Below are 25,320 nucleotides of genomic sequence, written 5' to 3'. Positions count from 1 at the left end.
TTTCGTTTTTGCGAAGGCGATCAACTTTTGCTCATTAAGCTACCGGCGTTTATACCTGCGTCAGCAGCGCTTTTCGCTACACTGGCTGCCTGAAATCATTTGAAAGGATAGACAGGTGAGTGAGAACCTGATTGCACTTTACAGTAACCAGCGAACCCTGTGCGGACGCGGCAGCATTCGCACTCTGCCCGCGCTGCTGGCTGAGGATCCGCAGCCTGCGCTGCTGTTTTGCGGCCGCTCATTTCTCAATAGCGAGACGTGGCAGCAGCTGAAGGGTGAGCTGCAACACGCTATACAGGACTATGAAATCGTCAGTCATGAAGCTTCTCCGGAAGAGATTGACCTCTGGGTCGCGCGCTGGCGCGGACGGGTTAAACGGGTGGTGGCGATTGGCGGCGGCAGCGTGCTGGATGCGGCAAAAGCGTTCTGCGCCATGATAGAGCATCCGCTGCCGACGGCGCGCTACCTGGAAAAAGTGGGGGATACACCGGTGCAGGGCGACACGCTGCCGCTGATCGCCATCCCCACTACCGCCGGCACCGGCAGTGAAGTCACGCAAAACGCTGTGGTCACCGATCAGCAGCACATCAAAATAAAAGCGTCGCTGCGCCATCCAAACTTTGTTCCTTCCGTCGCGATTCTCGATCCCGACCTGCTGCGCGGCGCACCTGATAGCGTCCTCGCTACCTGCGCAATTGACGCCTTTACGCATCTGTTCGAAGCGTACTTGTCAAAGAAAGGCAACGTATTTACTCAGCAGATGGCGCTCAGCGGCCTGCGGCTCTTTTTTCAGGCCTGGCCTTACCTGAACCGCGCTGACCGGCAGGGTGACGAGGCGCGTGAGGCAATGATGATGGCGTCCTGGCTGGGCGGCCTCTGCCTGAGCAGCGCCGGCCTGGGCGTGATCCATGGCATCGCAGGCGAGCTGGGAGCGATCAAAGCGATTCACCATGGTGAAGCCTGCGGCCGCCTGCTGTTTCCGTTTCTGGATCAGCTGGCAGAAAGCGACCACCCTGAACAGCAGCGCCTGATGAGCACGTTTGCGGCGCAGCTGATGCCCGGCGCCTCTGCGCCTGCCCCGCTGGCGCTGAAAGCCTGGCTGCAGCAGCACGCTATTGTGCCGTTCTGGCAGGAGGGACCTGCGATCTCTGCCACAGAGGTGGACTGGATTGTCGCACGCGCCAACAGTAAAAATAGCCGGGTAACCTATAACAGCGCGCAGATGACCGACATGCTTGTTCAGGCGTGGCGCGTGCTCTGAGCCTGCCGGCGCGCTCTGCTCAGGCAAACGGGCCCTCACCCGCCAGCATCTGCTCAATGACCTGCAGCACGCCAGCATGATTATTATCCGCGGTGACATAGCGCGCCGCGGCTTTCACCCGCGCCGGCGCGTTCTGCATCGCAAAGCTAAATCCCGACTGCGTCAGCATTTCCAGATCGTTGCCACCATCGCCGAATGCCAGGACTTCGCTGCTCTCAATTCCCCAGCGCTGCTGCAGCAGACGCAGTCCGTTGGCCTTGTGGAGGCCAGGCACAATCAAATCTACTGAGCCGTGGCCGCTGGAGGTGGCCGCAGCCGATCCCTGGTGCAGCCGCTCAATGTCTGCCATTAAAACCGGCACATAGTCATCAGAGAGGTTCAGGGCAAATTTAAACAGTCGATCGTCGGCAATCTCATCCAGCGTCTCAATGGGCCGCAGGCGGTGACAATAATGCCGCATCTTCTGCAGCCACTGCGCGTCCGCACCGGCAAAGTAGTAGGCGCTGTTGCGACCACAGATAAGAAAGCGCAGGCCGGGATAGTTACCCTGCTGCAGCGTATCCAGTACGGCATACACCGCCTCACGGCTGAACGCACCGCAGAAAAGCTCCTCTTCACTATCGAGGATCCACGCACCGTTCTCCGCAACAAACGCGATCTCATGGGCTATTTCCGGAAAAAAGGATTTCAGCTGGTAATACTGATTGCCGCTGGCGACGACAAACCGGATACCGCGCTGTTTCATCATTTGGTAGCAGGCCATGAACCGCGGACGGTCATACTGCTTACGGTCATCCAGAAAGGTGCCATCCATATCCACTGCTACCATTTTTACTGCGGCCATCATCACTCCTTAGCACATGTGTATTAGCGGTAGCTCACAGAATAGCCTGGCAAAGGGTAAAAGCAGAAGGATAGCGGGAGGCGTGGTTCCTCCCGGCAAGAGATTAATCGAAGGCGCCGTTGAGTAATATGGCGGTGATGATGCCGGTTGCAGCCGCTACCAGCACATAATTGCCGTCGATAAAGGCCCAGTGCTCACCGCGCGGCGGTGCGGTAAGGCCGCGATCGCGCCAGTTATCCACGCGGTATCCGGCACCGCGATAGGCGGGTGGCATCGGCTGGCCGCGCCGGAACTCATGCCCCTGCCAGGCAAAACGGTCAGCGTGATGATGCCCTTCCGGCCCGCCCCGCTCGCCGTGACGCTCATTATCTGGCCCACGGCGATCGGCTTCCCGCCCGGATGCGTGCTGGCTTTCATGTGTATTCCAGCGGGGACCGCCAGGACCTTCTGCCTGACTCAGCGCAGAAAACAGCGTGCTGCATGCAATAAGGGTAATAGCGATCTGCGTTTTAATTTTTTTCATCATGGTCTCCATCACAGCAGCAATAAGTGCGCTGCCGGCAGAGACTATTAACCAGTCACGCAGCGAATAATAGTTCTTTCATTCTTAAAAACCTCATTATTACAGTAAATTACACTGCCTTAGCGCTTTCTTAACGAAGATGTCCGGCCGGATACAAATAAGTACCGCAGAGAAAAAAACATAAAAAAACCCGACCGCAGGGATCGGGTAAATAAAAATGTTTCATTATTCAGAAACAGGGAAACCCTGCAAATCAGAGGGTAAAACTGAAGCACACAACGCCACATCACCAGCATTGCGCGCGCAGAATAACACTTCACCGCTAAAACAATAAATAAAATTAATCGGATTTAGGAATATTACTTAACGCTGCCAGGCAGATTAACGCTGCTTATAAATAAGGTCAGTGCTCTGACCTCACGCCAGTGACGGAATTAAAATCTCATAAAAAACATAAAATTAAAATAATTACCTTTTGGGGCTGGCAACAGGAAAATAACTGCCCTTTCTGATCTCTGGTTTCACTGCGGATAACATTATAAGTAGCACAATTAATTATCTGCTGGTCACTCATTGCGCGCGCCGGAATTACGGCTGCCGGATGTGCCGCAGCAGAGAAGCCGGATGCCGCGCCAGCGCTGCGGCAGGTCGTATCGGGCGACGGACCAGTTCGCCGCTGCAGTTCGGACAGCGCTGCAGCAGAACATGCTCAGCGCAGGTTGCGCAGAATGTGCATTCAAATGAGCAGATACGTGCCTCCGCGCTTTCCGGCGGTAAATCGGTATCGCACCACTCACAGTTAGGTCGCAGTTCAAGCATAGGATTCTCCGGTTTAGCGCAGGCTCAGGACAGATTTTTATCCGTTACTGCATTCAATCATGTGAAACAGATTACATTCTGCGCCAGCCGTTCTATAGTTCTTTCGCTACGTTTATTTGCGAGGCTATGGAATGCGTGTTAAAGGCTTAAATATCGGTTTCTTTATTCTTATCCTGGCGATTGTCACCATCGCCTTTTTTGATGTGCTGTCACCTTATTTCTCTGCCATTCTCTGGGCGGCTATCCTGGCGGTGATTTTTGCCCCGCTGAAGGTGCTGCTGCGGCGTAAAATGGGCGACCGTAACGGGCTTGCCTCTTTTGTCACGCTGATGATTATCTGTCTGATTGTATTTACGCCGCTGGCGATCATCACCTCATCGCTGGTGGTGGAGATCAATACCGTTTACGTCAAGCTGCAGAATAATTCAGCGCAGTTTCCGACAGTGTTTGCTGAGCTGCTGCAGCATCTGCCGGGCTGGGCGCAGCGCTATCTGGCCGACCACGATCTCAACAACTCTACCCAGATTCAGCAAAAGCTCTCTGAGTTCGCGCTGAAAGGTGGCCAGTATATGGCGGGCAGCGTGCTGCTGATTGGTAAAGGCACGTTTACCTTTACCGTGAGCTTTGGCGTGATGCTCTATTTACTGTTCTTCCTGCTGAAAGATGGTGCCTGGCTGGTGGGGCTGATCCTCGAAGCGCTGCCGCTCTCCACCTATGTGAAGCATCATCTGCTGATGAAGTTTGCTGCGGTGTCGCGCGCGACGGTGAAAGGAACCGTGGTAGTGGCAATTGTTCAGGGTGTACTGGGCGGCTTTGCTTTCTGGATCACTGACATCGACGGCAGCCTGCTGTGGGGTGCGCTGATGGCGTTTCTGTCGCTTATCCCGGCGGTCGGATCCGCCATCGTCTGGGTGCCGGCAGCGATCTTTTTCTTTGCCACCGGCGCGCTGTGGAAAGGCCTCTTCCTGGTCGGCTTCTTTGTGGTGATTGTCGGCCTGGTAGATAACATTCTGCGCCCGCTGCTGGTGGGTAAAGACACCAAGATGCCGGACTATATGATCCTGATCGCCACGCTGGGCGGCATGGAAATCTACGGCATCAACGGCTTTGTGATTGGCCCGCTGATTGCCGCTCTGTTCATCGCCTGCTGGAATCTCCTCTCCGGCCGCGATAACCGCGACAACGCCGAAGAGATTGATGAAGAGTTTATTGAAGAGGGCAAAACGCGCGAGTAGCGCTATGCACTATGCGCTGAGCTGACTAAAAACCGCCTGCGGGCGGTTTTTTTATGACGCCAGCTGCGAACAAAGTAAATCCTATTACAGATCCAGACGCTGGCCCGATTTTTGCTGGCGCAAACTGCCGGATAAGCCAGTACCGGGGCTGATACTCTTTCAGATGTTGAAGGCTATTCAGCCGCCGCGTTCCCCGCTGCTTTCTCTGCCACACTCTTCAGCCCAGATGCACCAGCCAGAGATGCAACGATAGCCTTTGCCGGCCAGCGCGGCCGGGTCCCCCTCGCCCGCTATCTGCCCGCGAGACCCGCCGCGTAAGCCGTCACCGCCCCTACCACCGCGTGCGCCATCAGGTTCGCCTGCACGTTCACCGAACCGTCCGCGTTCAGCGTCTGAGTATGAATAACCTCTGCCAGGTACGGTGCCGCCGCGCCTGTTACCGCCTGCGCCAGGCTGTCTCCCGCTACGAACGTCCTGGTCTTAACCCAACACGAAACCTCTCTGATGGTAATAAAGGTTGTATTATAATTTCATTATTATAGATAAATAATTTTGGTGACAATACCGTAACATCATAGACATTTTCAGCTATCAGATTGATATTCATCCTGAATATCAGGTATACCAGCATCATCCGCCATGACAAATACGTCTTTATTTTTTAATGCGCTTACGTTTAATACATCATAAAAATTGTCATAATCACTATGTTCCATCTCACTCCAAACTAATCCCCTGCGCTATCCAGCAATATTGTTAAAAAAACTGATAAGACCCTAACGCAAGAACCAGTAAAGATCTCGGCCATAAGGGCCGAGACCTTAGAATTATTTAATAGGATAATGGTAATGTTCTGGGATCTTATAATCATCAGGAAAATCTACAGTATCTGGAAGCAAGGTAAATCGATCTATATCCTCCTTTGTCTGTTCAAAAACGCTATATAGTCCTGATAAAAAGGTTGATATACGCAGTAAAGCTGCCTGCATTGCCAACTCATCGTTATTTTTTTTTGCATTAAAAAATAATTCAATTGTCAAGTTAAGGTTTTTTATATCCCTTTGAATACTCTCAACTATTGAATAATCTTCTGCCAAATAAAAATCATCTGTATCAAGCCCTTTCCCTGCCTTCTGTTTTAACAACTCCAGATAAGCATCTTTGAATTTATCTAGCATACTAATATCAATCATTTTGGTATCCTCCGCCCTTCAGCTCTGGCGGCCTTAGTTTTTGCATCATTAAAAGACCCATCAATATTCAGGACAGCTTTAACTTTTCCTTTGCTATCAAAAACCTCAATATGATCTTTGTGCAACCCATCGAGATAATATTTATCTCCTTTCGCAATATAATCTCCAACAGCCCCCTTCGCTTGATAGACGCTTTGCCCCTGAAAGATCTGGCTTGTTTTCTGAGCGCTTTCTTTCATTTGGCTACCAAAACCAGACTGTTTAAAAAATTCTCCCATATTCCCAACCGCGTCAGCATTAGGCGTATATTTGCCACCAGTCGCCTTGCTGATACCAGTAGCAGCACCCGCCGCATTTGCTATCGCCGCATGACCAAAAATGTTAACAAGTTCAGTCGTGGTTTCTTCTGAACCACCAAACATTTGCGCACGATAAATCAGCGTATTAATCGAACCATCAAAGTTTGATTGTGCCCCACGCAGATTAACCCATTCCTGTTTCTCTGCCGGAGTCAGCGAGTCCATGCCTTCATTTCGTGCTTTGGCTGCCAGTTCGTCACTTCTTGCGCTACTTTCAGCCTGCCATTGTTTCATTTCTTTCGCGACAGCAACACATTCAGCAGCCGTTGAACAGGTGTTTATCTGCGCCTGAACCTTGTCGTACTCTTTGGCATAGTGCTCACGAACACTAGCTTTACAACTGCTGTCACTGCCGCAGGCTGTTAACTCTTCACTGCGGCTTTTCTGCTGGGCAGGGCTGAGATGATTATATTCTACCGCATTCCTCCCCGCCTGCGCGGCCGCCACCGCGCCCGCCGTGCTGTCGCCCGCTACTCCGCCCGCGAGGCCCGCCGCCAGCGTCCCCAGCGCGCTTATGGTCTGGCGCTGCGTCTCCGTCAGGTCGCTGCGGTCAGTGCCCGGATACATCCGCTGCGCGATGTACTCGCCCATCGCCGCGCCCGACGCCCCCGACAGCGCGCTGTTTCCCGCCGCGTAAGCCGTCACCGCACCCACCACCGCGTGCGCCATCAGGTTCGCCTGCACGTTCACCGAACCGTCCGCGTTCAGCGTCTGGTTATGAATAACCTCTGCCAGGTACGGTGCCGCCACGCCAGTTACCGCCTGCGTCAGGCTGCCCCCCGCCAGGCCCTGCACCGCAGCCGTCGCCGCCTGAATGCCCTGCTGAAGGGCGCTGCCCGTGCCGAAAGGCGCCGCGGCGGTTTTATAAGCCTGTTCCGCTATCTCCCCGGCTGCGGGGGTCAGGTTGCCCTTGCCGGCCAGCGCTGCCTTCGCGGCCTGAAGCGCGGCCGGATCCCTCTTCGCTCTCTCGCCCGCTATCTGCCCCTCCGTGCGCGCGATGTCCGCCGCCTGGTTGCCTATCTCCCCTATCAGCTGCGCCGCCTGCAGCCGGTTCTGCTCCCTCTCTTTATCGAATATCGGCGACAGCGTCTGGTTCGCGTGCGCGGCGTCGCGGCTCAGCCCGCTCACGTCCTGCGACTGCTTATCTCCGTCGCGGATAACCAGCGCGCCCCCGCTCACCGCCGCATTCGTCAGCGAGCTGCCGCTGCCGCTGTGGTTCGCCCCCGTCAGCAGCCCGTTCGCCATGTTCCCCGCAAACTGGCCGCCGATGCTGCCCCCGGTGCTCACGCCCGCGCTCTGATGCTCCACCTTATAGTCCGCCCGGTTTTCGATGTCGCGCCAGCCCAGCGTGCCCGTCTCCAGACGGTTTTTATCCGCCGTCGCCGTCGAGCCGATAACCGCGCCGTTCAGCTGCGTGTGCCCTCCAGCCGTCACGTCAAAGCCGCCTTTCCCCGCGAACAGGCCGGTCTGCTCCTCCACGCTCTGCCAGGTGCTGTGCATCTTATCCCGGCTCAGGTTCACGTTCGCCGAGCCGGTCATCGACCCGAAGGTGAAGCTGCCCCCGGCGCTGGCGCTCTGCTGCTTCGAATCGTAGCGGTCGCTGTCCTGCTCGCTCGTCAGCGTCAGGTTGCGCGCCACGTCCGCCCTGATTTTTTCGCCGCTCACCTGCGCGCCCTGAAGCGTGGTGTCGTGCCCGCTTACCAGCGTCACCTCACGGCCCGCGCTCACCTGCGTTTCCGTGTGGGTGACGCCGCTGCCCTGCTCGCTGCCTTTTGCCTTATTTGCGCTGGCGGAGACGCTGATGCCCCAGCCGCCCTGACCCGCGCCGATGCCGATGCCCGCCGTGCCGCCGTGGCTCTCGTTTTTACCCTCCAGCGACGAGGTGTTCGCGGCCGACAGCAGGTTGAGGTCCCGGTTCGCCGACAGCAGCAGGTCTCTGCCCGCCTGCAGCTGGCTGCCCTGCACCGTCAGGTCACCACCGTGCCCTTTCACGCCGCTGCCGCGCGCCACCACGCTCAGATTATCGCCCGCCGTCAGGCTGCTGCCCTGTGCGGTGCGCTGCTCGCTGCGCTGTGTGGAAGTGGAAGACTGGCTACCGTAAGAGAGGCTGACGCCGATGGCGTTGTTGTTCTCCGGGCTGTCGCCCTGCGCCTCTGCCAGCCGGCCGGCCTGCACCGCCTGCACGCCGCTGAGCGCCGCTTTAGTACCCTGCAGCGCCGCCAGCCGTCCGCTGTCGGCAGACTTCGCCTCCTGCACCGTCTGCGCCGCCGTGTTCAGCGCGCTGCCTGCCGTGCCGGAAAGCGCCAGCGTCAGGCCCGAGGTTTTCTGCTCCACCCGGTGCGTCTGGCTGCTCTGGTTTTCCGCTGCGGTGATGCTCACCTCGCGGCCGTCCAGCGTCAGGTTTTTGCCCGCGATAAGATCGGAGCCGTTGATATCCAGCCGGTTGCCCGCCGTCAGCGACACGCTGCCGTTCACGCTGCCCACGGTGCTGCCCTGGCTGGTCGTCTCCTGCGCGGTGTCGGTGGTTTTCAGGCTCTGTTTGCCGTAACTGAAGCCGATACCGCCGGTGCCGGAAAACCCGCTCTTTTTCTCCTGCGCCAGATGCTGTTCGCTGTTGCGTTCAGTCGCTCCGGTAACGCTGAGATCGTGCCCCGCCTGCAGAGAGAGATCGCCGGTACTCGCTATCTGGCTGCCCTGTACGCGCAGATCGTTGCCCGCCGCCACGGAAATAGTGTCGCCATTCAGCGAACTCCCCTGCGCCGTCTGACGCGAAATCTGGTCGCGTGTGGTTGTCGTGCTCTTCGACAGCCAGCCGCCGCTGCCCGTCGTCTTTTGCCGCTCGTCCAGATCCCGGATGTTCTCGCCGTTTGTCAGTGTGACGTCATGTCCGGCGGTCAGCGCCAGCGCAACATCTGCCGACAGGGTGGCCGCGCGGGCATGAAGATCGTTGCCTGCCAGCAGCGAGAGATCGCCCTTGCTGACGACTTCGCTGCCGATCTCCTGCGTATTGCCCTGCTTCAGGCTGTTATCGCTATCCCAGACAAGCGTGTCCCGATTCGCCGTACTGACAGTATTGAGCGTCAGATCGCGTCCGGCCTTAATCACCGTCTGGCTATTTTCGCCGCTGTTAACCACCTGCGCCGCCGTGAGAGTGATATCACGTCCGGCCTGCAGTATCAGCCGGCCGTCGTCGCCCTGCACGTACATGCCTGCCACGCTATCCACCGTGGTCCGGTCGAACTGGTTTTCACCGTTCCGGCTGCTCACGCTGCGGGTTGTGCTGACGGTATTGATATCCCGTCCGGCGCGGGCGAGCAGCGAGTCGGTTGCCCCGATCACGCCGCCGATGTTATTGATATCTGCGCGGGCGAGAAGATCGACACTGGCGCCTTTGATCGTCCCCGCCATGTTGGTGATATTACCGGCGCTCAGCTTCACCACTTCGCGCCCGGCCAGCGTACCGCTGTTAAACAGGCCACCGCCCAGGTTCAGGTTGAGGTTGCGGCCCGCAATCAGCGCACCGCTGCCATCGACATCGCCTGGCTGAATGCGCGCATACACCTGCGGTACCAGCACCGTCTGGCTGGAGCCATCCGGCAGTCTGACCTGCGCATTAACCAGCCAGACAATATCTTTTGTCAGCAGCCCCATCTGCTCAGGCGTCAGCGCCACGCCTGGCGTCAGGTGATAGCGCTGACTAAAGGCGATAGCGTTGTTCATCAGCGCCTTGTACTGATCTTCGTCGTTGGTAAAGCCGCCCAGGTAGCGCTGCCCTGTCAGGTTCATGACCTGTTCCCGGATCAGCCGCTGCTCGTAATAGCCGTCACCCAGGCGCTTCAGTACGTTATCGCTGTTCTGCGTCAGGGCGTCCTGCATATAGTCGCTGCTCAGCCACTGCTTCTCCTGAGTAAAGCGCGGATCGGTCTCTACCAGATATTTCCCGCCGGGAGAGGGATTGGTTCTGAACAGGCTGTTGTCCGGCAGGCGCGTATCGGGCCCGACGATGCGGATCACGCTTGCGTTCTCCCCCTGGCTGCCGGGCACATCAAAATGCTGGCCGGGTTTAAGCAGCGCGGCAATGTCAGGCATGCTGCCTGTGATATGGGCATTCACGCCGCCCGCACGCCCCGTCGTGGCGTCGGTTCCCTCTGTGCTCTGTGGGACGAGCGAAAGGGGGTTGCCGCTCAGTTCACCGTGATCGACCAGCTCTCCTGGCTTCAGGGCAATGGTCTCAATCACGTCCGGCGGCGTGTAATCCGATGTGCTGTCGCCCTGCTCGTCGCCACCTTTATGACGGATGCGCTTGTAGTGAGTCACCTTACCGACGTCAGTCGTGATTCGCTGGCCCGCCACCTCGACGTTATTGAGATCGCGCGCGTTTATTGTCAGCGTATTGCCCGCGATAATCTGGCTCTTATCATTCAGCACGCGGTCAGCGTTTATCGTCAAATCACCGCCCGCGATAATCTTCGCCGGATCGCTTTCGGCGATCTGCGTCTCCTGCACCGTACGCGTGTAGTCATACTGGTAGAAGTTATCGTTATTGCTGCCGGTATTGCCTGGCGTGTTGAGATTAAGCAGTGAGTCGGCCGAGTTGCGGTCAACAAAGACGCCCGGCTCGCCAGCTTTCCAGCGAACGGTATCGCCCGAGTGCTGATACCCGGTAATCGCCTCCGAAGACACGGTTACCAGCCCGGTGCTGAAACGATCGTTGACGTTATTGATTTCACCGGCAGCCATCTGCATGTTGCCCGCTGACTCGATGGTGGAGCTGTGATTATTGAGGGTGCCCGCTCTGCCGGTTGCCAGGCCGTCAGCATTCAGCTCACCGCCCAGCGCCATATCGCCGGCACTGTAGATCAGGCCGTGGTCACGATTGTTCAGCGTCTGCACGCCGATATCCACCCGCTCACGTCCCGCCAGCGTGGCGGCAGTGCCGTTTTCCGCCAGGTTGTTGAAAATATTAGCCTGTACGCCAACGCTGTCGCCATAGAGCCGGCCACTGCCGGTATTGGTCAGCACCGACGCCTTCAGCAGCGTCTGTTTGCCGTCGATCAGCCCATAGTTGGTCAGCTGTCCGCTAAGCGTCAGCCAGTTCTGTCCGGCATTGATTTCGCCGGTGGCAGCGTTCAGCAGGTGGGGGGCGCGCAGATCGAGCTTGCCGCCCGCCAGCAGTTTACCGCTGTTGTCAACATCGCCTGCGGTTGTGAAGTTGAAATTGCCGTTGGCAATCATCTCGCCACGGTTGTTCAGGCTCTGCTGGCTGACCAGCGTGATGTCACCCAGGGAGAGGATCTGTCCGTCACCCGCCAGGCGATCGGCACGGATCGTTAGCGATCGGCCCGCTTTAAGGACGCCCTCCCGATTTTCCAGCGTCAGACTATTGCTCTGAGGCTGCGCCACTCTGAAGCTGCGCAGGCGACTCTCCGGCGTCAGGTCATTGCTCTGCAGCAGCAGATCTTCTCCGGCCGAAATCGTACCCTGCCGGTTATCGACCGAGCCACGGCTGCTGATGGTTAGTTGCCGATCGGCCAGTAACATGCCGCGCTGATTGAACACATCGTCGCTGTTGATCCGCAGGCTGGCCGCTTCAATCCCCTGCTGATCACCCTGAGTATCCTGATTGTTCAGCTGCAATGCGTTCAGCACGGCGTTCGCGCCACTGCGAATCAGGCCGCCCGCATTGTCTATCATGCTCTGCGCACTCACCAGCAGATCGCCAATGCTCTGGATCTCTCCGCCACGGTTATCCAGACGAGCCATTTCCAGCGAAGCCGCCTGCTCGCTGACGATGCGCCCGCCGCTGCGGTTATCTACTTCGCCACTCTGCAGCGTAAGATCGCCTTTCGCGCCCACGGTTCCGGCCTGATTGTCGATCGCGCCGCTGTGCAGATGAAGATCGCTAAGGCTGTAGAGGGTGCCGCTCTGGTTATCGATCGCCTCGCCGTGGCTGTCGATAAGCACGCTACCGCCCTGCAGCAGACCTGCCCGGTTGTTGAACGCGGAGTGCGTGTCGAGGCTGAGCTGCTCCTGTGCCACCAGCGTGCCAGCGACATTATTCAGGCCGCCAGCCGCCAGTTGCAACGCGTTTCCGCTCAGCATCAGACCCTGCGTATTGTTTATCTGTCCGGCGCGGATAAGCATGTCGCCCTGGCTGATCACGCCGCCTTTTTCGCCGCTGTTCTGATTAAGCAGCGTCTCTGCGCCGATATCAAGCTGCGCACCGCTCTGGATAAGGCCGCCGTCACGATTATCGAGCGTATCGCCGCGCAGCGTTAGCGCCTGCTGCGCCGCCAGCTGGCCGTTACGGTTATCCAGTAAGCGGGCATCCACATGCCCGGTGTCGCTACTGACTATCCTGCCCTGACCGTTCTGCAGCGCATCCGCCGTGACGCGCAGCGTCTTACCCGCCCTCACAACGCCCTGCTGATTAGCCAGCTGTGCGCCTCGCAGACTGAGATCGCCTTCACTCGCGATAAAGCCCTGCCGGTTCGCCAGGCTGTCCGCGTTGATATCGATCTGCCGGGCCGAGGTGGTGCCGCTATCAAGATCGACATCGCCACCGCGCAGGGTGAGCTGACCATTTGAGCGCAGCGATCCCTTACTGCCGCGCAGATTACCGGTGGTGATCGACAGTGTGCCGCGGCCTGTATGGGTGATGTCACCCGACTGGTTATCGATCGCAGCCGCATTGAGCGTCAGGTTGTCACTGTTAGTCGCGATACGGCCGCCCTGATTATTCAGGCTGCCCGCGAAACTAAGCGTGAGATCGTCACGCCCGGTTTGCAGGATCTGACCCTGCTGGCTGGAGAGATCGCGCGCCTGCAGGTTGAGCTTGCTGGCTGTCAGCGTGGCGCCATCGTTGTTCAGCATTTTTCCGGTGCGCGCGGTGAGCTGCTGCTGCGCGGTCAGGGTGCCGCTGCGCGTCGCGATATCGCCCTCGCGGGCGTCGAGCGTCAGGTTTTTACCCTCAGTACGGCTGCCGCTGAGGTCAATAGTCTGCCCGCGTGCGCTCAGGCTGCCGCCGGCCAGGTTTTTCCCCTGCGCGCGAAGCTGGCCCGTTGTCGTCAGGGTCAGATTGCCCGATTCACCAGGCCTGCCGTCATCCTGCACACCTGCCGCGAGAACGCCTGAAGCCGTGCTGTTGAGGCTGCCAGCCTGCAGCGTAACGTCATTGCGTGCCACAACAGAGCCGCGGTTCTGCACATCTGCCGCACTGGTTACCGAAGCTTTTCCGCCAGAAAAGATCGTACCGCTGTTGCTGACCCCTTGCCGCGCGGCGAGCTGCAGATCGCTACGGCTCTGAATAGCGCCGCTGTTCTCAATGCGGCCATCAGCGGTGATAACCACCGAACCCGCCTGCGCGCCAATATTGCCCGCATTGCGAACGCCGACGCCCCTCTCCGTGCCGACCAGACGGATTTTTCCGGCATACATGCCGCCCAGGCTGGAGACATCAAGCGCCATCCGGGGTTCTGTAGCGGGCTCGTCGCTCTGCTTCGTGACCTGCTGGTGTGCGGCATCCACCTTGTTTCGTCCGGTGGTGACGCGAAGATCCCTGGCCCAGACGCTGGCATTGACCTTCACCGATCGGGCAATAATGTCGGTATAGTCCTGGCGTGAGCTGTCCATCCCCGCCCCTTCGACCACCACTTCACCGCGTTCAACGTTAAAGCCCGTCAGGTTGCCATTGTTGAGCTGCGCCTGTCCGGTGGTCAGGGTGCCGCGACTGGCATTGATAAATCCGCAGCCGTTGCAGGTGATCCCGGACGGGTTGGCGATAACGACCTGGGCTTTCTGACCCGCGACTTCAACAAAGCCGTTGAGGCGGCTGGGATTGCGTGAGTTAACCTCATTCAGGATCACTTTGGCTTCGCCCCGGGCCAGCCAGGGATTGCCGCTTACCATCCCGCCGAGTCCGGTCTGAACGTTTTTGTGGGAGTTGTTGAGGATCGCTCCCCGCTTTCCGACATCAAACTGACTATACGTATTGCGGGAAACACCGCCTGCGGAGGGCGTCTGGATATTGATCTGCGGCGTACCGCTGGCGCTGTTTATTATCGTGGGCCGCTGGCCGCCAGGCGCCTGTGCATCTGCCACAATGGCGGCGCTGGCAGGCTGTATCACGCCCATCGCCAGCCAGAGACTAAAACATAATGCGCCGACTCGGCCAGTGAGGCTGCTAAGCGTGTGGCTGAGACCTGACGCGCGTGCGCTGCCGGCCCGGCCTGATTTAGCAATATCCGGCACCACCATCAGCATGCCGCGGACTGTGTTAAAAATCACGCGGTAGCGATTTTTGTTCATCTAATATCCTTATCAGATTTGCGGTAACGCGGCGGCGAGCGGATGCTGCTGGCGCCACGTTTTTGCCGCTTTATGGGTCACGCGGCTGCCATGAAAGCTGAATACGCGCCTGCCGCGCTGCTCACCGCGGTGATCTAATGCCCGCCAGCAGGCATGAGGAAAGAGATCGCGCCGGATCAGGCGACTCATCGCTACGGTATGGCCAAATGGCGCGATCCAGTCGCAGCACCACATGCGTGTGCCACTGTTCCACGCGTCAGGCGGAAAATGGATAGCGGGCCGTGTAAGATAAAGCGCTTCGGCTTCTTCGTTCAGCCAGGCCCAGCTGAAGAAAAAAACCGGCGTACCGGCTTCAGCCACCAGCACATATTGTCGCTGTTTGATGATCGGCAGCAGCAGCGTCGGCAGGGCGTGCAGCGGCGCATCACGATGCAGCGGCGAGTGCATCCAGAGCCACACCGCCGATCCCAGTATTTCCGCTTCACTCTCTTCACCGCCCAGAATCAGCGGTGATTTAACCTCATACTTGCCTGCGCGCATTCTCAGTAGCTCCAGTTGAGGTTGAAGCCGAGCGTGACGCTGCTGGTGCGTAAACCGTCAGGCTTCGACAGCGGCGTCCCGATAAACAGGTCATAACCGGTATTCCAGGCCTGACCGCGCAGCCCCGCCACCCCGCCCGCCAGATGCTGGCCGGTCAGCAACTCACTGCCCGCGCCGCCCACCTCGCCATAGTCCGCGCCCAGGTAGAACTCCTGTGCAGGCAGCGGCGTACTCCAGGCGATGTCATTGCGGACGAACCAGCCGCGGCTCGCGTTCAGCGTGCGTTCGCCGTCGAAACCGCGCACAGTCCAGCGGTTACCTATCGAAAACTGCTCCTGCGGCGTGAGCGGCGTATTACTCATCTGACGCAGGTATTGCGCACCGTAGCGAAAATGCTGGCTGCCGATGCTGAACGGCAGGCTGAACTGCGCATTGAGCTGAACGATTTTGCTCAGCGCCGTCGCCTCGCCGAAATACTCCTCGGGTGCGGGCTGGGCACCGAACCAGCGCGTGCCGCGCTGATAGCTGATGCCCGCATCCAGCGTCGCCTGGCGGATATAGTGGCGGTGTTGCAGACCGATACGCCACGCCGCCGTCTGGCGATGCTGCACCTGAACTTCGGTGTCGTTGATATAGTTGCGGGTTTCGCGCGTCAGGACGTCATAGGTCAGCGAGGTTTTTTGCGAGCCGCTGCGATGCAGTACCCGGCTAAGCTGTAAATCGAGGCTCTGACTTTTTCCGCTATAGCGGTAGTCCTGATGGGTTCCGGCGACCGTCTGGTGATAGTCATAGTCGCTGGCCGTTGCGGAGAACATCCAGTATCCAAACGGCACCGAGTAGTGGCCGATGACGTTTTTGCTGCCTTTACCGCCTTTGCCCTGCAGATCGTGCGTGGCCGACAGATAAAAAAGATCGCTCAGCGCAAAAGGGTTATCGAGCGACAGCGTGACGCCACCCAGATAGCGTCCGGTGCTGCGCGTACCGGAATCATCCAGCGAGAGACCGAGGCGCCACATCTTTTTCTGCTGCCAGCGTACCTCTATATCGCTCTCGCCCGGCTGTTCACCGGGCACGACCGACATATCGGCTACCACGGTCGGCAGCCGTTGCAGGTTTTCCAGCCCCTGTTCGATATCACGCAAATCCAGCAGATTACCGTCGCGGGCAGGAAATGCGCTGTAGAGCCACAGATAACGATCGCTACCCGGCGTCAGTCTGGCCTCCCGCACGTAACCGGGCAGGATCACCAGCCGTAGCGTGCCGCTGTTAAGGTCCTGCGAAGGTGCCAGCACCCGCGTAGTAACATAGCCATGATCAACCAGCCGGTTTTGCAGCGTACTCATCAGCAGATTAATGCCGCGCCCGCCCAGGCACTTTCCCTGCGCCTGGCTGGCAATAGCGTTAAGCGGCAGCCAGTGCGGCAGCGCCTGCTGCCCTTCAAGCACGATACGCGTGAGAGGAAAGCAGGGTTTTTCTGCAGGAAAAGAGAGGCGGCCAAAACCAGAAGCGGGCGGTGAAAGTCGCACATCAGGCGCTTTCGGCTCTATCTGCTGCTCCAGCGCCCGCTGGCGCTGTTGCTGCTGCCGGACCTGTTCACCTGCATCAGGCAAGGGCTCCGCAGTGGCCTCGCTGGTTATAAAAGCAGCAACCAGAAAAGAGAAACAGAGCGTAATTGATGTATCAGATGAAACCATCAGACAATCCTTGTCACGTAAACTAAACGCAAATCTTATTAATTAATATAAAAATTGCCGCATATTATTCACGAAAATGACCTGATAACAACGTCAGTATGGTTTTTTTTAAGCCAGATAATTCAGACTGATTAATCATTCTGCTAATTTTTCCGGGATGTATGTTATGCAGCAGCTAGAGTAGAGAGAGGCAAAAAAAAGGGCCATTATTTACTGAAAGGCCGGACTGCTGGCAAAAGCGCATCCGTCTGCTGACTCAGGATAGGGGCGGAAAACCGAAAAAATCATGACCAGAGTCCGTTGCCCTGCAGGGTTCAATGCTTCTCCCCTGTCGGAATCAGAGCCAGAATTAAATCAAATTTTACAATATACTAACCCTCTGTAATTATTTACACTTGTCCTTATGGTTTGTAATGCCAAACTAAATAAGGATATCTATGCCCCTGACAGGACGTTCGGGCTCATTCGCCGTTGCGGATTCGCTCAATCACTATCTGCTCGCCTTTGAAAGCTGCGAGATCGTTGCAGACGTTAAATCTTTCGAAGGGCGAGAGTCCCTTAGCCAGCCCTATCGATTTATCATCCGCTTTACTTCATCCGTTCAGGATATACCACCTGAGAAAGTGATGATGCAGCCGGCAGTTTTTATGATGCGGGCCTGTTCCACGGCGTGCTCCCTCTTTCGGCCTGCTAAGGATCGCTGGCACACATTACGCAAAATTTATGGGGTTATCACCCGCCTTTCCCATATATCAACCAGCGTTGACGAATCAACGTATGAAGTCACACTCGAACATCCTCTGGCGCTGATGTCCAGCACGCACCGGTACGCTATCTATCAGCGGACGTCTGTTCCCGAGCTCGTCAATTCTGTCCTGAAGTCGCACGGCTTTAGGGATTATGAGATTGACATGAGCCTGCTGCAGTGGCGTTACCCCAGGCGTGAGATGATCGTTCAGTGGGGAGAGAGTGACCTGAGTTTTATCCGGCGTCTGCTTTCTGAAGTCGGGATCTGGTTCCGCTTCTGCAAACATGAAACTGCTGAAGAGATCACCGTCATCGTATTTGCCGATCAGCAGGCAGGCTACCTATCTGGCGCGAAAATTCAGTCGCTGCCCGGAGCAGGGTTAACAGGCGATACCCTGACAATATGGCAGATGCGCTGCCACTCAGCGGTGGTGCCTGCATCGGTACGTACGCGCAATTACGACTACCGGCAAAGCCGGCTTATTCCGCCGGAACATGAGGCGGACATGAGCGGTGAAGCTCCCTACACCACAGGCAGCGATTATCACTACGCTGATATTCAGCATAGCACGGGCGATCGGTGGAGCAGCATTCAGGGCGGAGATGCTGAAACAGCCTGGCACTATGCCCGCATCCGCCATGAGCGCCATCTGTCCGGCCGGACGTGTCTGGAAGCCATCACTGACGATCCCGCACTGCAGCCGGGCATGGTGGCTGAAATCGACGGCGAGCAGCCTGAAGCATTTATGTCCGGCTTTCTTATCGTTGAGAGCGTCTGCCGCGCAAGCCGGGCAACAGGCTATCAGACGGCACTCAGCGGTATTCCCTGTAGTGAGCGCGCCGCTTTCCGGCCGGAGCGCCTGCCAAGACCGGTTATCTCAGGAACGATTCCCGCCCGCGTCTCCGGCAGCGTTATGAACGATAGCCTTGCCCGTCCCGATAGTCAGGGGCGCTATCGGGTGAAATTCAGTTTTGATCTCGCCAGCTGGGAGAAAGGCAGGGAAAGCATGCCTGTCCGTCTGGCCCGCATCTACGCAGGCGATAAGTATGGCGTGCATTTTCCGCTGCTGGACAACACGGAGGTGGCAATCGCATTTGAAAGTGGCGATCCCGAGCGGCCTTACATTGCCCATGTATTGCATGACGCGCTAAATCCGGACGTCGTTAACGATAGTAACAGCACGCGCAATGTTATCCGGACAAAGGGGAAGAACAAAATCCGGCTGGAAGATGCGGCAGGCAATGAGCACATCAAGCTATCAACCGAGTTCGGCAAAACGCAGCTTAACCTCGGTCATATGGTCGATACCGGTCGCAAAGCACGCGGTAAAGGCGCAGAGTTGCGCACCGATCATCACGCCACCGTGCGTGCCGCAAAGGGGATCTACCTGACGACCGCCGCGCAGACCGGTGCACGCGGAACGCTGCTGGAGATGACCGACGCGATCGCGCATCTGGAGCAGGCGCTCAGCATAGCTTACAGCCTGCAGTCGTCGGCCGCCGGGGCCGGCGCTGACGGCGCTGACACTGCCCCGCAGCAGGCGCTGCAGCAGGCCGTTTCCGGGCTGGCGCAGCCGGGCATTCTCTCCTGGGGTGAAGCGGGTATTGCACAGGCAACACCTGAAAGCCTCCATCTCGCCGCCGGTAAAGATGCGGTGATCACCGCCGGCAGTAACGGCAGCGTCAGCGTGTTCAAACGTCTTTCTGTCGCGGCGGGCCAGGGAATTTCCGCCTTTGTGCGCAGGCTTGGCATCAAACTGATTGCCGCGTCTGGCGATATCACGCTTCAGGCGCAGCGCGGCCAGCTGGCGGCGCTTGCCGATCGGAACATGCAGATCGCCAGCGTCAACGGAGAGCTTCAGATAAGCGCCAAAAAAGGCCTGTATCTGCACTGCGGCGGCGGCGGGATCCGCCTGCACCCGAACGGCGGCGTAGAGATATTCTCGCCGGCGCACATTGAGCAGAAAGCGCCGACTCTTGTTTATCAGAAGGGGGAACCGGCAAAAATTGTCGATCCGCTGTTTAAAGATAACCCGCTGGCGCGCGGTGTACGCCTGTACCGAAACGGCGACCGGAAACACCCGCTGGTCAGCCAGCCCTTCCGCGTTACCCGGCCGGACGGCAGCACGGTGGAGGGTATCACCGATGCTGCCGGGCACTCTCCGCTGCTGGATCTTGCAGAGACCGAACAGCTGGTTGTTACGCTTATCAGGGAGGCAAAGCGATGACTCATCACACCTCAAAAAACAGCGCCTTTAACGATCCGGAACTGGGCAGCTTCATCGGCCTTAATCGCGATACCGCCGGCGGTATGCTGATGCAGGAGTTTCCTGTAAACAGCCCCCTGCCCTGTATTGTTATTCTTGTACACGGCGTCAACGACATCGGCGAAGCTTACGAAACGCAGGAGAAAGGGATTATTGCCGGGCTGAATACCCGACTGGCGCGCGACGACATGTACCCGCACCAGTGGAGTGAAATTGAGGGATTAACCGACCTGAAAGATGCGCCAAAGCGCGTGACGGCCAGCGGGCGATCGCCGGTTATTCCGTTCTACTGGGGCTATCGCCCGGTCGATCGTGAAACCTATAACGCAGACCAGCGGCGCTACCGTGATGAGGTCGCCCGCCTCGGGCTGGAAACAGTTCTCCCCTACGATGCGTTTCAGGAAGATGATCCGGTACGGCTGAAAAAGCTGAACGCTGAGGGACGCGGCTTCTGCAACGATAACTACGGCAACGTGCTGAACCTGGCAGCAGCGAAGAATGGCGGCACCTTTGCTAACGCAACCACCTGCATTCCTGACATGCTGGGGCCCGGCGCGAACGGCGGGGCCATCTGGATGGCGGGGATCTACAGCCGCAAACTTAACGGCGGGGACTTTACCCACCCGATTTATGGCAATCCGCACCGCATTTATCAGTTTTTTGCTGCTCAGCGGCTGGCAGATCTGATTCTGGAAATCAGAAAGAACCCCAGTACACGTCACGACACCATCAATATAGTGGCGCACAGCCAGGGCACCATCATTACCATGCTGGCGAATATGCTGGTCAGGCAACAGGTAGCTGATTATCCGGTTGCCGACTGCGCCATCCTCTGCCACTCCCCCTACTCACTTGATCCGCGGCTCATGGAAAATATGCTGCCCGGCAAGCAGCAGACGTCGCACGGGCGTCAGGAGACGCTGCGTAATTTCTGCCGGCTGATGGCCACAAATCCAAAGTATGACGCCACGGGTTGCTACCGGCCGGAGTTTGTCACAGCCATGTACCACGATACCACGCTGTGGCGCAAACACCGCTGGAGCAGCGATCCCCGCTACAGCCGCAATAACTACGGCCGGGTTTATAACTATTTCTGCCCGAATGACGGCACGGTGTCGCTGTCCAGTGTGCAGGGCATCGGCTGGCGCGGTATTCCTGATACGCTCGCCGGCGGCATACCCAATCTCTATCAGCGCGCGTTCTGTCAGCACCACAGTACGGGCGGTAACGCGTCCGGTGCGCCTTTCAAAAAGCCTGCTTTCCGGCCCGGTGATTTTACGTATGACGGCTGGCCCACTAACGTGGCCTATCCAATGGAAAGCGGCGTGACTGAAAACGCCGAGGCCCTGCCTGAAGTGATAGAGCTGACCCTGATGGGGCACGATCGCAGCGGGGACATGAAATATAAAACGGGCGTTGGAGGCGAAGATCGCTATATCGACTACTCCGCCCGCGAGTATGAGAACGCCTGGCAGGTGACAGAGTTTCGTCCGGCGATCGGATTTGTTTATCCGCATCGCTCCGGTCAGCTGCTGTCTGAAACCGAGCTGGCTGCGGTCAACCGGTATTACGGCACCGCGTTTGTCTCCGGTCGCGTGGTCGGCAGCAGCACGCAGCGCTACCAGCTGAAGCGGCGTAAAACAAGCGAAGAAATCAACGAGATGGAAAAATATGGCGATCCGGTGAGGTTCAGCCAGCACTCTTCAATAGTGATGGATCAGAACGTGCAGGAAAAGGCTGTTGCCTACGACCTCGCCATCGGTAACTGCATGGCCTTTGAAGATCCCGCCTTCTGGCTCAATCTGCGCAAGCGTGCAGACTGGCGGCACGAGTTTAATCCGGATGCAAAAACAAAAAATTATCATAAAACCGGCATTCTGGATTTGGAAGAAACCAAACAATTTATGAATAAACCGGATCAAACTTTGCCGGTTGGTGAGTTCGGCGTGGTGAATGATTATGGTCCGAAAACGTGCGTAGAGCCCGCCCGGCATCCGGAGGTGCATCATAAAGAAGTGCCTGTACATCAGTGGGACATGCCGGAGCCGGCAGGCTATCGCGATGTGCCGGCAAAGAAAAAAGCGGAGGGAACGATATGGTGACGTTATGGAAACACATTGTAATTACAGCGCTGGCAGCTTTGATTGTGCTGACTGCCAGCGGCTGCAGCGGCAAGCCGCTGAAGAAACGGCAGATGCCGGTGCAGGTGGTGTACCGCTTTGACGACCACCGCTGGCTGGAGCTGCACGGGGTCGCCTGCGAGGGCGCCCTGTGGTTTGTGGATGAGAAGCGCGATATCCGCAGTGAGGTATCGTCGCAGTTTTATCGCATCTTTACCAAGCCCTACATCAACGCCTCCGAACGCTACATCGCTGTTCCATGGTGGAACTCTTCCGGCATGACAATTTCACGAGATTATGGTCGCACATGGATGTCTTCAACCGTAAAAGGCCGTGAAGATGACGAAGCGGGTTCTGATTCTCCCGCATACGAAAACATCGCTTCCCTGACCGTGGTCAACGACCAGGGATTTCTGCTGACGAAGCAGGGACACCTCTATATGTCCTCTCACCCTTTTGACGATCCGCGCATCATGCCGGGCGGAGAAGGGATTAACTACAGCTATACATTTAAAGGCAAAGTTTACTATGACCGGCTGGACGCTATTCGTCCTGGCAAAGGTGAGAACGTTTCGCGCTGGGGTCTCCTTTATATCGACCCCCGCATCCTGCCAGTAAGAATGGAGCAGTATTACGCCAACTTCCAGAATCTGCCGACCCGGGTGCCGGAGGTAAAGGGCTATACGGGCTGGACCCGCATGCAGTGCGATATGAAGGCGGGAATGTGATTTCATTTGCACAAAAATAAATTTAACAGGATAGAGAGTAAGGATATTTCATGGATGGCGTTATTCGACTGGGAGACCGCCTGTCGGCGGGAGGCTATGTTACTGAAGCTTCAGGAGAGATGTTCGATGGTAAGCCGGTAATGCTGATCGGCGACAAAGCGCGGTGCAGTCAGCATGGTGAAACCGCTGCTGCTGAAGGGCATCCTGCCTGGATCATGAACGGCCGTCACGTTGTGACCCATCGTTGCAAAGTGGCGTGCGGATGCCTGCTATTAAGCTCTTTGCCCGAAGCAGGAGTGCGATAAATGAAATATTTCTGGAAGCCGTTGCTCTCTTGTCCGGAGAAAACGGAAATACGCTTTCCCCGTCTGTTTACGATAGCTGCAGGTATTGTGGCCCTTATATTGATGCTGATGTTCAGTGCCCTGACGCTTGAGAATGCGCAGCTAACGCTCAGCATGCTTATCTGGCGATTACTGGCGCTCCCTGTTGCGGTCTGCATGACGGTTGTTTCGCTATGCTTTATTTTTTTCAACATTCTCTGTTGCTGGCGTCTTTTGATGCAGCTTGCGTACTGCGGTGTTGAATCAGACTGGCAATCACGGGCTTCTGAATGGACGCTGCTGGCTGAACACACCTCAATCTTTCCGGTTGATAACGCAGCACTGAAAATGCTCGGACTTGAGGGGAAAATGCCGGTGGATGGCGATATTCCCCTCAGGCTTTCCGTTGAGGATGATGAAAGGTCAGGCATGGGACGGATGCTGGTCACAGTGCAGCGCCTGCTGGAACAGCTGGATCTGACACAGATTGACGCCATCACCGAACGTCCTGAACTGTTTCTCTACATGGGTAATACAGCAGGATCTGTTCGCGATGACATCACATCGCTGGTCCGCTCTTTCCATGCCGCATTCCGCCATGCCAGCTTTCACTATTTTGACGACATGCCTGAACTGTCACTGGTTCAGCAGTGGACAGACGGGTCGTTTAACGGATTTCGTCTGCTGTTAATTGCCGAACTGCATGATGGCGATAATCGTAACTTTTGTGAATATGCCTGTGCACTGCTCTTTTCCCGCTACCGGCAAATAAGCGGAAACAGAGTGCCGGTCTGCTGTTTTAAAGGAATGAGCGCTCAAATTTATAATCTTGAGCGCAGGATTAATGCACTGCTGTCTGCCGGGCAAGTCAGGCCCGCTGACCTGCGGCACGTCTGGACCAGCGATCTGCAGGGAGAAAGTCTTAATTTGCTGAAAAATTCCCTGGCGGAGAACAATGCAGGAATTAACGTCCGGAGCTGGCAAAATATGCGGATAGCCGATACCTGGACGACGGGCTATCAGTGGCTGATGATGGACTGGGCAGCCATGGCAGTTCGTAACGGAGAACGTGCTCAGCTGCTGGCAGCAAGGGAGAAGAGAGGCGAGCAAATCACGTTTCTTCAAATGAACGGGAAACTTGCCCGGCCCGAGGACAATTACAGCCCTGCCTACATCAAAAGTCTCAAAAAGAGCGGCAGTCTGCTTGGCTGCAGTTTTATACTTGCCACCTCTCTGCTGCTTATGACAATCAGTATCGAGGTGGGATGGAGCTTTGAAAAAGATTTCTTTACCCGCAGCGCAGTATTTATCATGCCGATAATCTTAACGCTTTTATCTATCGGGTTTATGCTCGGGAAAAGTTATAAAAAAGAAGCTGAGCTGAACAGATATTATGATTACGAATAAAACATACTGTACGGTTTCAGCAACCGCGTCTGAAATCCTTATGTCACTGTATTGTTAATTCAGATAGCTGAGCCGCTATTGTTAACAGAGCGGCGAAAAACTGCGACGGCGACCCTCAGGCAGTCGTGTCCCAAATCTGTCCCATGCTGAAAATATGAAAGCTGGCGGAGTGGCGTAACTGTTTGATTTGACTTGGCGCGCCCTACAGGATTCGAACCTGTGACCTACGGCTTAGAAGGCCGGTGCTCTATCCAGCTGAGCTAAGGGCGCTGAGGAGTTGGGTCGGATTATACGTCGGGAAGCGGGTACGTCAACGTTTTTGCCGTTTCTGTGCAGCGGAGTGCTGCGGGAATAACCAATTTGCATCAATGGCGTTTGCGCCATTCGCTGAGCGACACGAGATTACTGGTGCCGGTGGATTCCCCTTCCAGCTCAATCCCTTGTGGCGTAAAGCGCGCATTATATTGCTCACGCAGCACGTGCAGCTCCTGGCTGTCCGGCTCCAGCTGGCGCAGAAAGCCCAGCGCGAGCAGCAGCTGCTGGCGGCTGATGAGTGCCGGGAAACCGGCGCGGCTGAGGATCGCATGCCAGCGCTGGCTGTTCTCCTCGCTGCCGTCAACAATCAGTACCTGCCAGATCAGCAGTACCGCTGCGCCATTGTGCAGATGCGTTTCGTTATCGCGGCTGAGGTAGTCGGTAAACTCTTTCGCCGCCTCTTTCCCCATCATCGAGAGCATTGACTCCACCTGTACCGGCGGCAGCTGCAGCCGCTTGCTGAGCCGCTGGGCGGCGTGACGCGAGGCGGCGGTGAGCAGCTGAAATCCAGCCACAAACACTACTGCCAGAGTGGCAAGCATTATCCAGATCATTACATCGTTCCCAGAGTGTCCTGCAGATATCATACCTATGCAGGCTGGCACGCGTCACCACGAAAAAAGCCTGAAAGCGCGCAG

16 protein-coding genes and 1 tRNA gene are annotated in these 25,320 nt (G+C 57.0%); 7 read left to right on the top strand and 10 right to left on the bottom strand.

Translation table 11 applies throughout. The annotated features are described in order from the left end of the window. The first annotated feature begins 115 nt into the window (after positions 1-115). Positions 116-1,261 carry an iron-containing alcohol dehydrogenase gene (locus F3J39_RS01120; RefSeq protein ID WP_166713766.1) on the top strand — a complete coding sequence of 382 codons (1,146 nt, stop codon included), beginning with the start codon at positions 116-118 and terminating at the stop codon, positions 1,259-1,261. 19 nt (positions 1,262-1,280) lie between these two features. On the opposite strand, the gene F3J39_RS01115 is transcribed toward F3J39_RS01120, so the two are convergent. The 3 genes from F3J39_RS01115 to F3J39_RS01105 form a co-directional block, all read right to left on the bottom strand. Next, on the bottom strand, positions 1,281-2,105 hold the full coding sequence (locus F3J39_RS01115) for a Cof-type HAD-IIB family hydrolase (RefSeq protein WP_104084654.1): 825 nt from the start codon (positions 2,103-2,105) through the stop codon (positions 1,281-1,283). Positions 2,106-2,208: 103 nt separating this feature from the next. Continuing rightward, the gene (locus F3J39_RS01110) at positions 2,209-2,628 is read right to left on the bottom strand and encodes an RcnB family protein (protein ID WP_104084653.1); all 420 of its coding nucleotides are present in this window, start codon (positions 2,626-2,628) and stop codon (positions 2,209-2,211) included. Positions 2,629-3,216: 588 nt separating this feature from the next. Further along, entirely contained in the window at positions 3,217-3,447 is a 231-nt protein-coding gene (locus tag F3J39_RS01105; RefSeq protein ID WP_039383097.1) for a DUF1272 domain-containing protein, read from the bottom strand. A 131-nt stretch (positions 3,448-3,578) separates the two neighbouring features. Between F3J39_RS01105 and F3J39_RS01100 the strand changes: the two genes are divergently transcribed. Further along, the gene (locus F3J39_RS01100; RefSeq protein WP_166713765.1) at positions 3,579-4,682 is read left to right on the top strand and encodes an AI-2E family transporter; all 1,104 of its coding nucleotides are present in this window, start codon (positions 3,579-3,581) and stop codon (positions 4,680-4,682) included. Positions 4,683-5,266: 584 nt separating this feature from the next. Here F3J39_RS01100 and F3J39_RS18910 read toward each other — a convergent pair. The 5 genes from F3J39_RS18910 to F3J39_RS01080 all read right to left on the bottom strand — a co-directional run bounded on the left by F3J39_RS18910 (position 5,267) and on the right by F3J39_RS01080 (position 16,775). Beyond that, positions 5,267-5,398, bottom strand: a complete 132-nt coding sequence (locus F3J39_RS18910; protein WP_255402022.1) for a hypothetical protein — start codon at positions 5,396-5,398, stop codon at positions 5,267-5,269. A 111-nt stretch (positions 5,399-5,509) separates the two neighbouring features. Next, the gene (locus F3J39_RS01095; RefSeq protein WP_104084645.1) at positions 5,510-5,875 is read right to left on the bottom strand and encodes a hypothetical protein; all 366 of its coding nucleotides are present in this window, start codon (positions 5,873-5,875) and stop codon (positions 5,510-5,512) included. Further along, a complete protein-coding gene (locus F3J39_RS01090; protein WP_166713764.1) occupies positions 5,872-14,541 on the bottom strand; it encodes a hemagglutinin repeat-containing protein in 8,670 nt (2,889 codons plus the stop codon). Before F3J39_RS01090 ends, F3J39_RS01095 begins: the two co-directional genes overlap by 4 nt. Positions 14,542-14,553: 12 nt before the next feature. Beyond that, a complete protein-coding gene (locus tag F3J39_RS01085; RefSeq protein WP_094111773.1) occupies positions 14,554-15,081 on the bottom strand; it encodes a toxin-activating lysine-acyltransferase in 528 nt (175 codons plus the stop codon). A gap of 2 nt (positions 15,082-15,083) precedes the next feature. Further along, positions 15,084-16,775 (bottom strand): ShlB/FhaC/HecB family hemolysin secretion/activation protein, encoded by a 1,692-nt coding sequence (locus tag F3J39_RS01080; RefSeq protein ID WP_083429512.1) that lies wholly within the window; start codon positions 16,773-16,775, stop codon positions 15,084-15,086. A 437-nt stretch (positions 16,776-17,212) separates the two neighbouring features. On the opposite strand from F3J39_RS01080, the gene vgrG reads away from it, so the two are divergent. Genes vgrG through F3J39_RS01055 form a run of 5 tightly spaced genes read left to right on the top strand, consistent with a single transcriptional unit; the run spans position 17,213 to position 24,367 of the window. Beyond that, entirely contained in the window at positions 17,213-19,750 is a 2,538-nt protein-coding gene (gene vgrG / locus F3J39_RS01075; protein WP_094111774.1) for a type VI secretion system Vgr family protein, read from the top strand. Next, positions 19,747-21,891: a DUF3274 domain-containing protein gene (locus tag F3J39_RS01070; RefSeq protein ID WP_166713763.1), complete on the top strand. Its 2,145-nt coding sequence runs from the start codon at positions 19,747-19,749 to the stop codon at positions 21,889-21,891. Before vgrG ends, F3J39_RS01070 begins: the two co-directional genes overlap by 4 nt. Next, positions 21,885-22,637: a hypothetical protein gene (locus F3J39_RS01065; protein ID WP_094111776.1), complete on the top strand. Its 753-nt coding sequence runs from the start codon at positions 21,885-21,887 to the stop codon at positions 22,635-22,637. Before F3J39_RS01070 ends, F3J39_RS01065 begins: the two co-directional genes overlap by 7 nt. Before the next feature lie 50 nt (positions 22,638-22,687). After that, complete coding sequence (locus F3J39_RS01060) at positions 22,688-22,942, top strand: PAAR domain-containing protein (protein ID WP_094111777.1); 255 nt, start codon at positions 22,688-22,690, stop codon at positions 22,940-22,942. Further along, the gene (locus tag F3J39_RS01055) at positions 22,943-24,367 is read left to right on the top strand and encodes a hypothetical protein (RefSeq protein WP_094111778.1); all 1,425 of its coding nucleotides are present in this window, start codon (positions 22,943-22,945) and stop codon (positions 24,365-24,367) included. A gap of 193 nt (positions 24,368-24,560) precedes the next feature. Here F3J39_RS01055 and F3J39_RS01050 read toward each other — a convergent pair. Next, a tRNA-Arg gene (locus tag F3J39_RS01050) sits at positions 24,561-24,637 on the bottom strand. Positions 24,638-24,732: 95 nt separating this feature from the next. Further along, positions 24,733-25,236 carry a DUF1198 family protein gene (locus F3J39_RS01045; RefSeq protein ID WP_166713762.1) on the bottom strand — a complete coding sequence of 168 codons (504 nt, stop codon included), beginning with the start codon at positions 25,234-25,236 and terminating at the stop codon, positions 24,733-24,735. Positions 25,237-25,320: the final 84 nt, after the last annotated feature.

The organism is Pantoea sp. Acro-807 (assembly GCF_011752675.1).
Lineage (GTDB): Bacteria > Pseudomonadota > Gammaproteobacteria > Enterobacterales > Enterobacteriaceae > Pantoea > Pantoea eucrina.
This window is presented reverse-complemented; position numbering and strand designations above follow the sequence as displayed.

What these genes read in the sequence shown, in the direction of transcription:
- F3J39_RS01080 (WP_083429512.1), bottom strand. Translation starts at nt 16,775, where the DNA reads ATGGTTTCATCTGATACATCAATTACGCTCTGTTTCTCTTTTCTGGTT.
- F3J39_RS01045 (WP_166713762.1), bottom strand. Translation starts at nt 25,236, where the DNA reads ATGATCTGGATAATGCTTGCCACTCTGGCAGTAGTGTTTGTGGCTGGA.
- F3J39_RS01115 (WP_104084654.1), bottom strand. Translation starts at nt 2,105, where the DNA reads ATGGCCGCAGTAAAAATGGTAGCAGTGGATATGGATGGCACCTTTCTG.
- F3J39_RS01105 (WP_039383097.1), bottom strand. Translation starts at nt 3,447, where the DNA reads ATGCTTGAACTGCGACCTAACTGTGAGTGGTGCGATACCGATTTACCG.
- F3J39_RS01110 (WP_104084653.1), bottom strand. Translation starts at nt 2,628, where the DNA reads ATGAAAAAAATTAAAACGCAGATCGCTATTACCCTTATTGCATGCAGC.
- vgrG (WP_094111774.1), top strand. Translation starts at nt 17,213, where the DNA reads ATGCCCCTGACAGGACGTTCGGGCTCATTCGCCGTTGCGGATTCGCTC.
- F3J39_RS01055 (WP_094111778.1), top strand. Translation starts at nt 22,943, where the DNA reads ATGAAATATTTCTGGAAGCCGTTGCTCTCTTGTCCGGAGAAAACGGAA.
- F3J39_RS01090 (WP_166713764.1), bottom strand. Translation starts at nt 14,541, where the DNA reads ATGAACAAAAATCGCTACCGCGTGATTTTTAACACAGTCCGCGGCATG.
- F3J39_RS18910 (WP_255402022.1), bottom strand. Translation starts at nt 5,398, where the DNA reads ATGGAACATAGTGATTATGACAATTTTTATGATGTATTAAACGTAAGC.
- F3J39_RS01095 (WP_104084645.1), bottom strand. Translation starts at nt 5,875, where the DNA reads ATGATTGATATTAGTATGCTAGATAAATTCAAAGATGCTTATCTGGAG.
- F3J39_RS01065 (WP_094111776.1), top strand. Translation starts at nt 21,885, where the DNA reads ATGGTGACGTTATGGAAACACATTGTAATTACAGCGCTGGCAGCTTTG.
- F3J39_RS01070 (WP_166713763.1), top strand. Translation starts at nt 19,747, where the DNA reads ATGACTCATCACACCTCAAAAAACAGCGCCTTTAACGATCCGGAACTG.
- F3J39_RS01085 (WP_094111773.1), bottom strand. Translation starts at nt 15,081, where the DNA reads ATGCGCGCAGGCAAGTATGAGGTTAAATCACCGCTGATTCTGGGCGGT.
- F3J39_RS01060 (WP_094111777.1), top strand. Translation starts at nt 22,688, where the DNA reads ATGGATGGCGTTATTCGACTGGGAGACCGCCTGTCGGCGGGAGGCTAT.
- F3J39_RS01100 (WP_166713765.1), top strand. Translation starts at nt 3,579, where the DNA reads ATGCGTGTTAAAGGCTTAAATATCGGTTTCTTTATTCTTATCCTGGCG.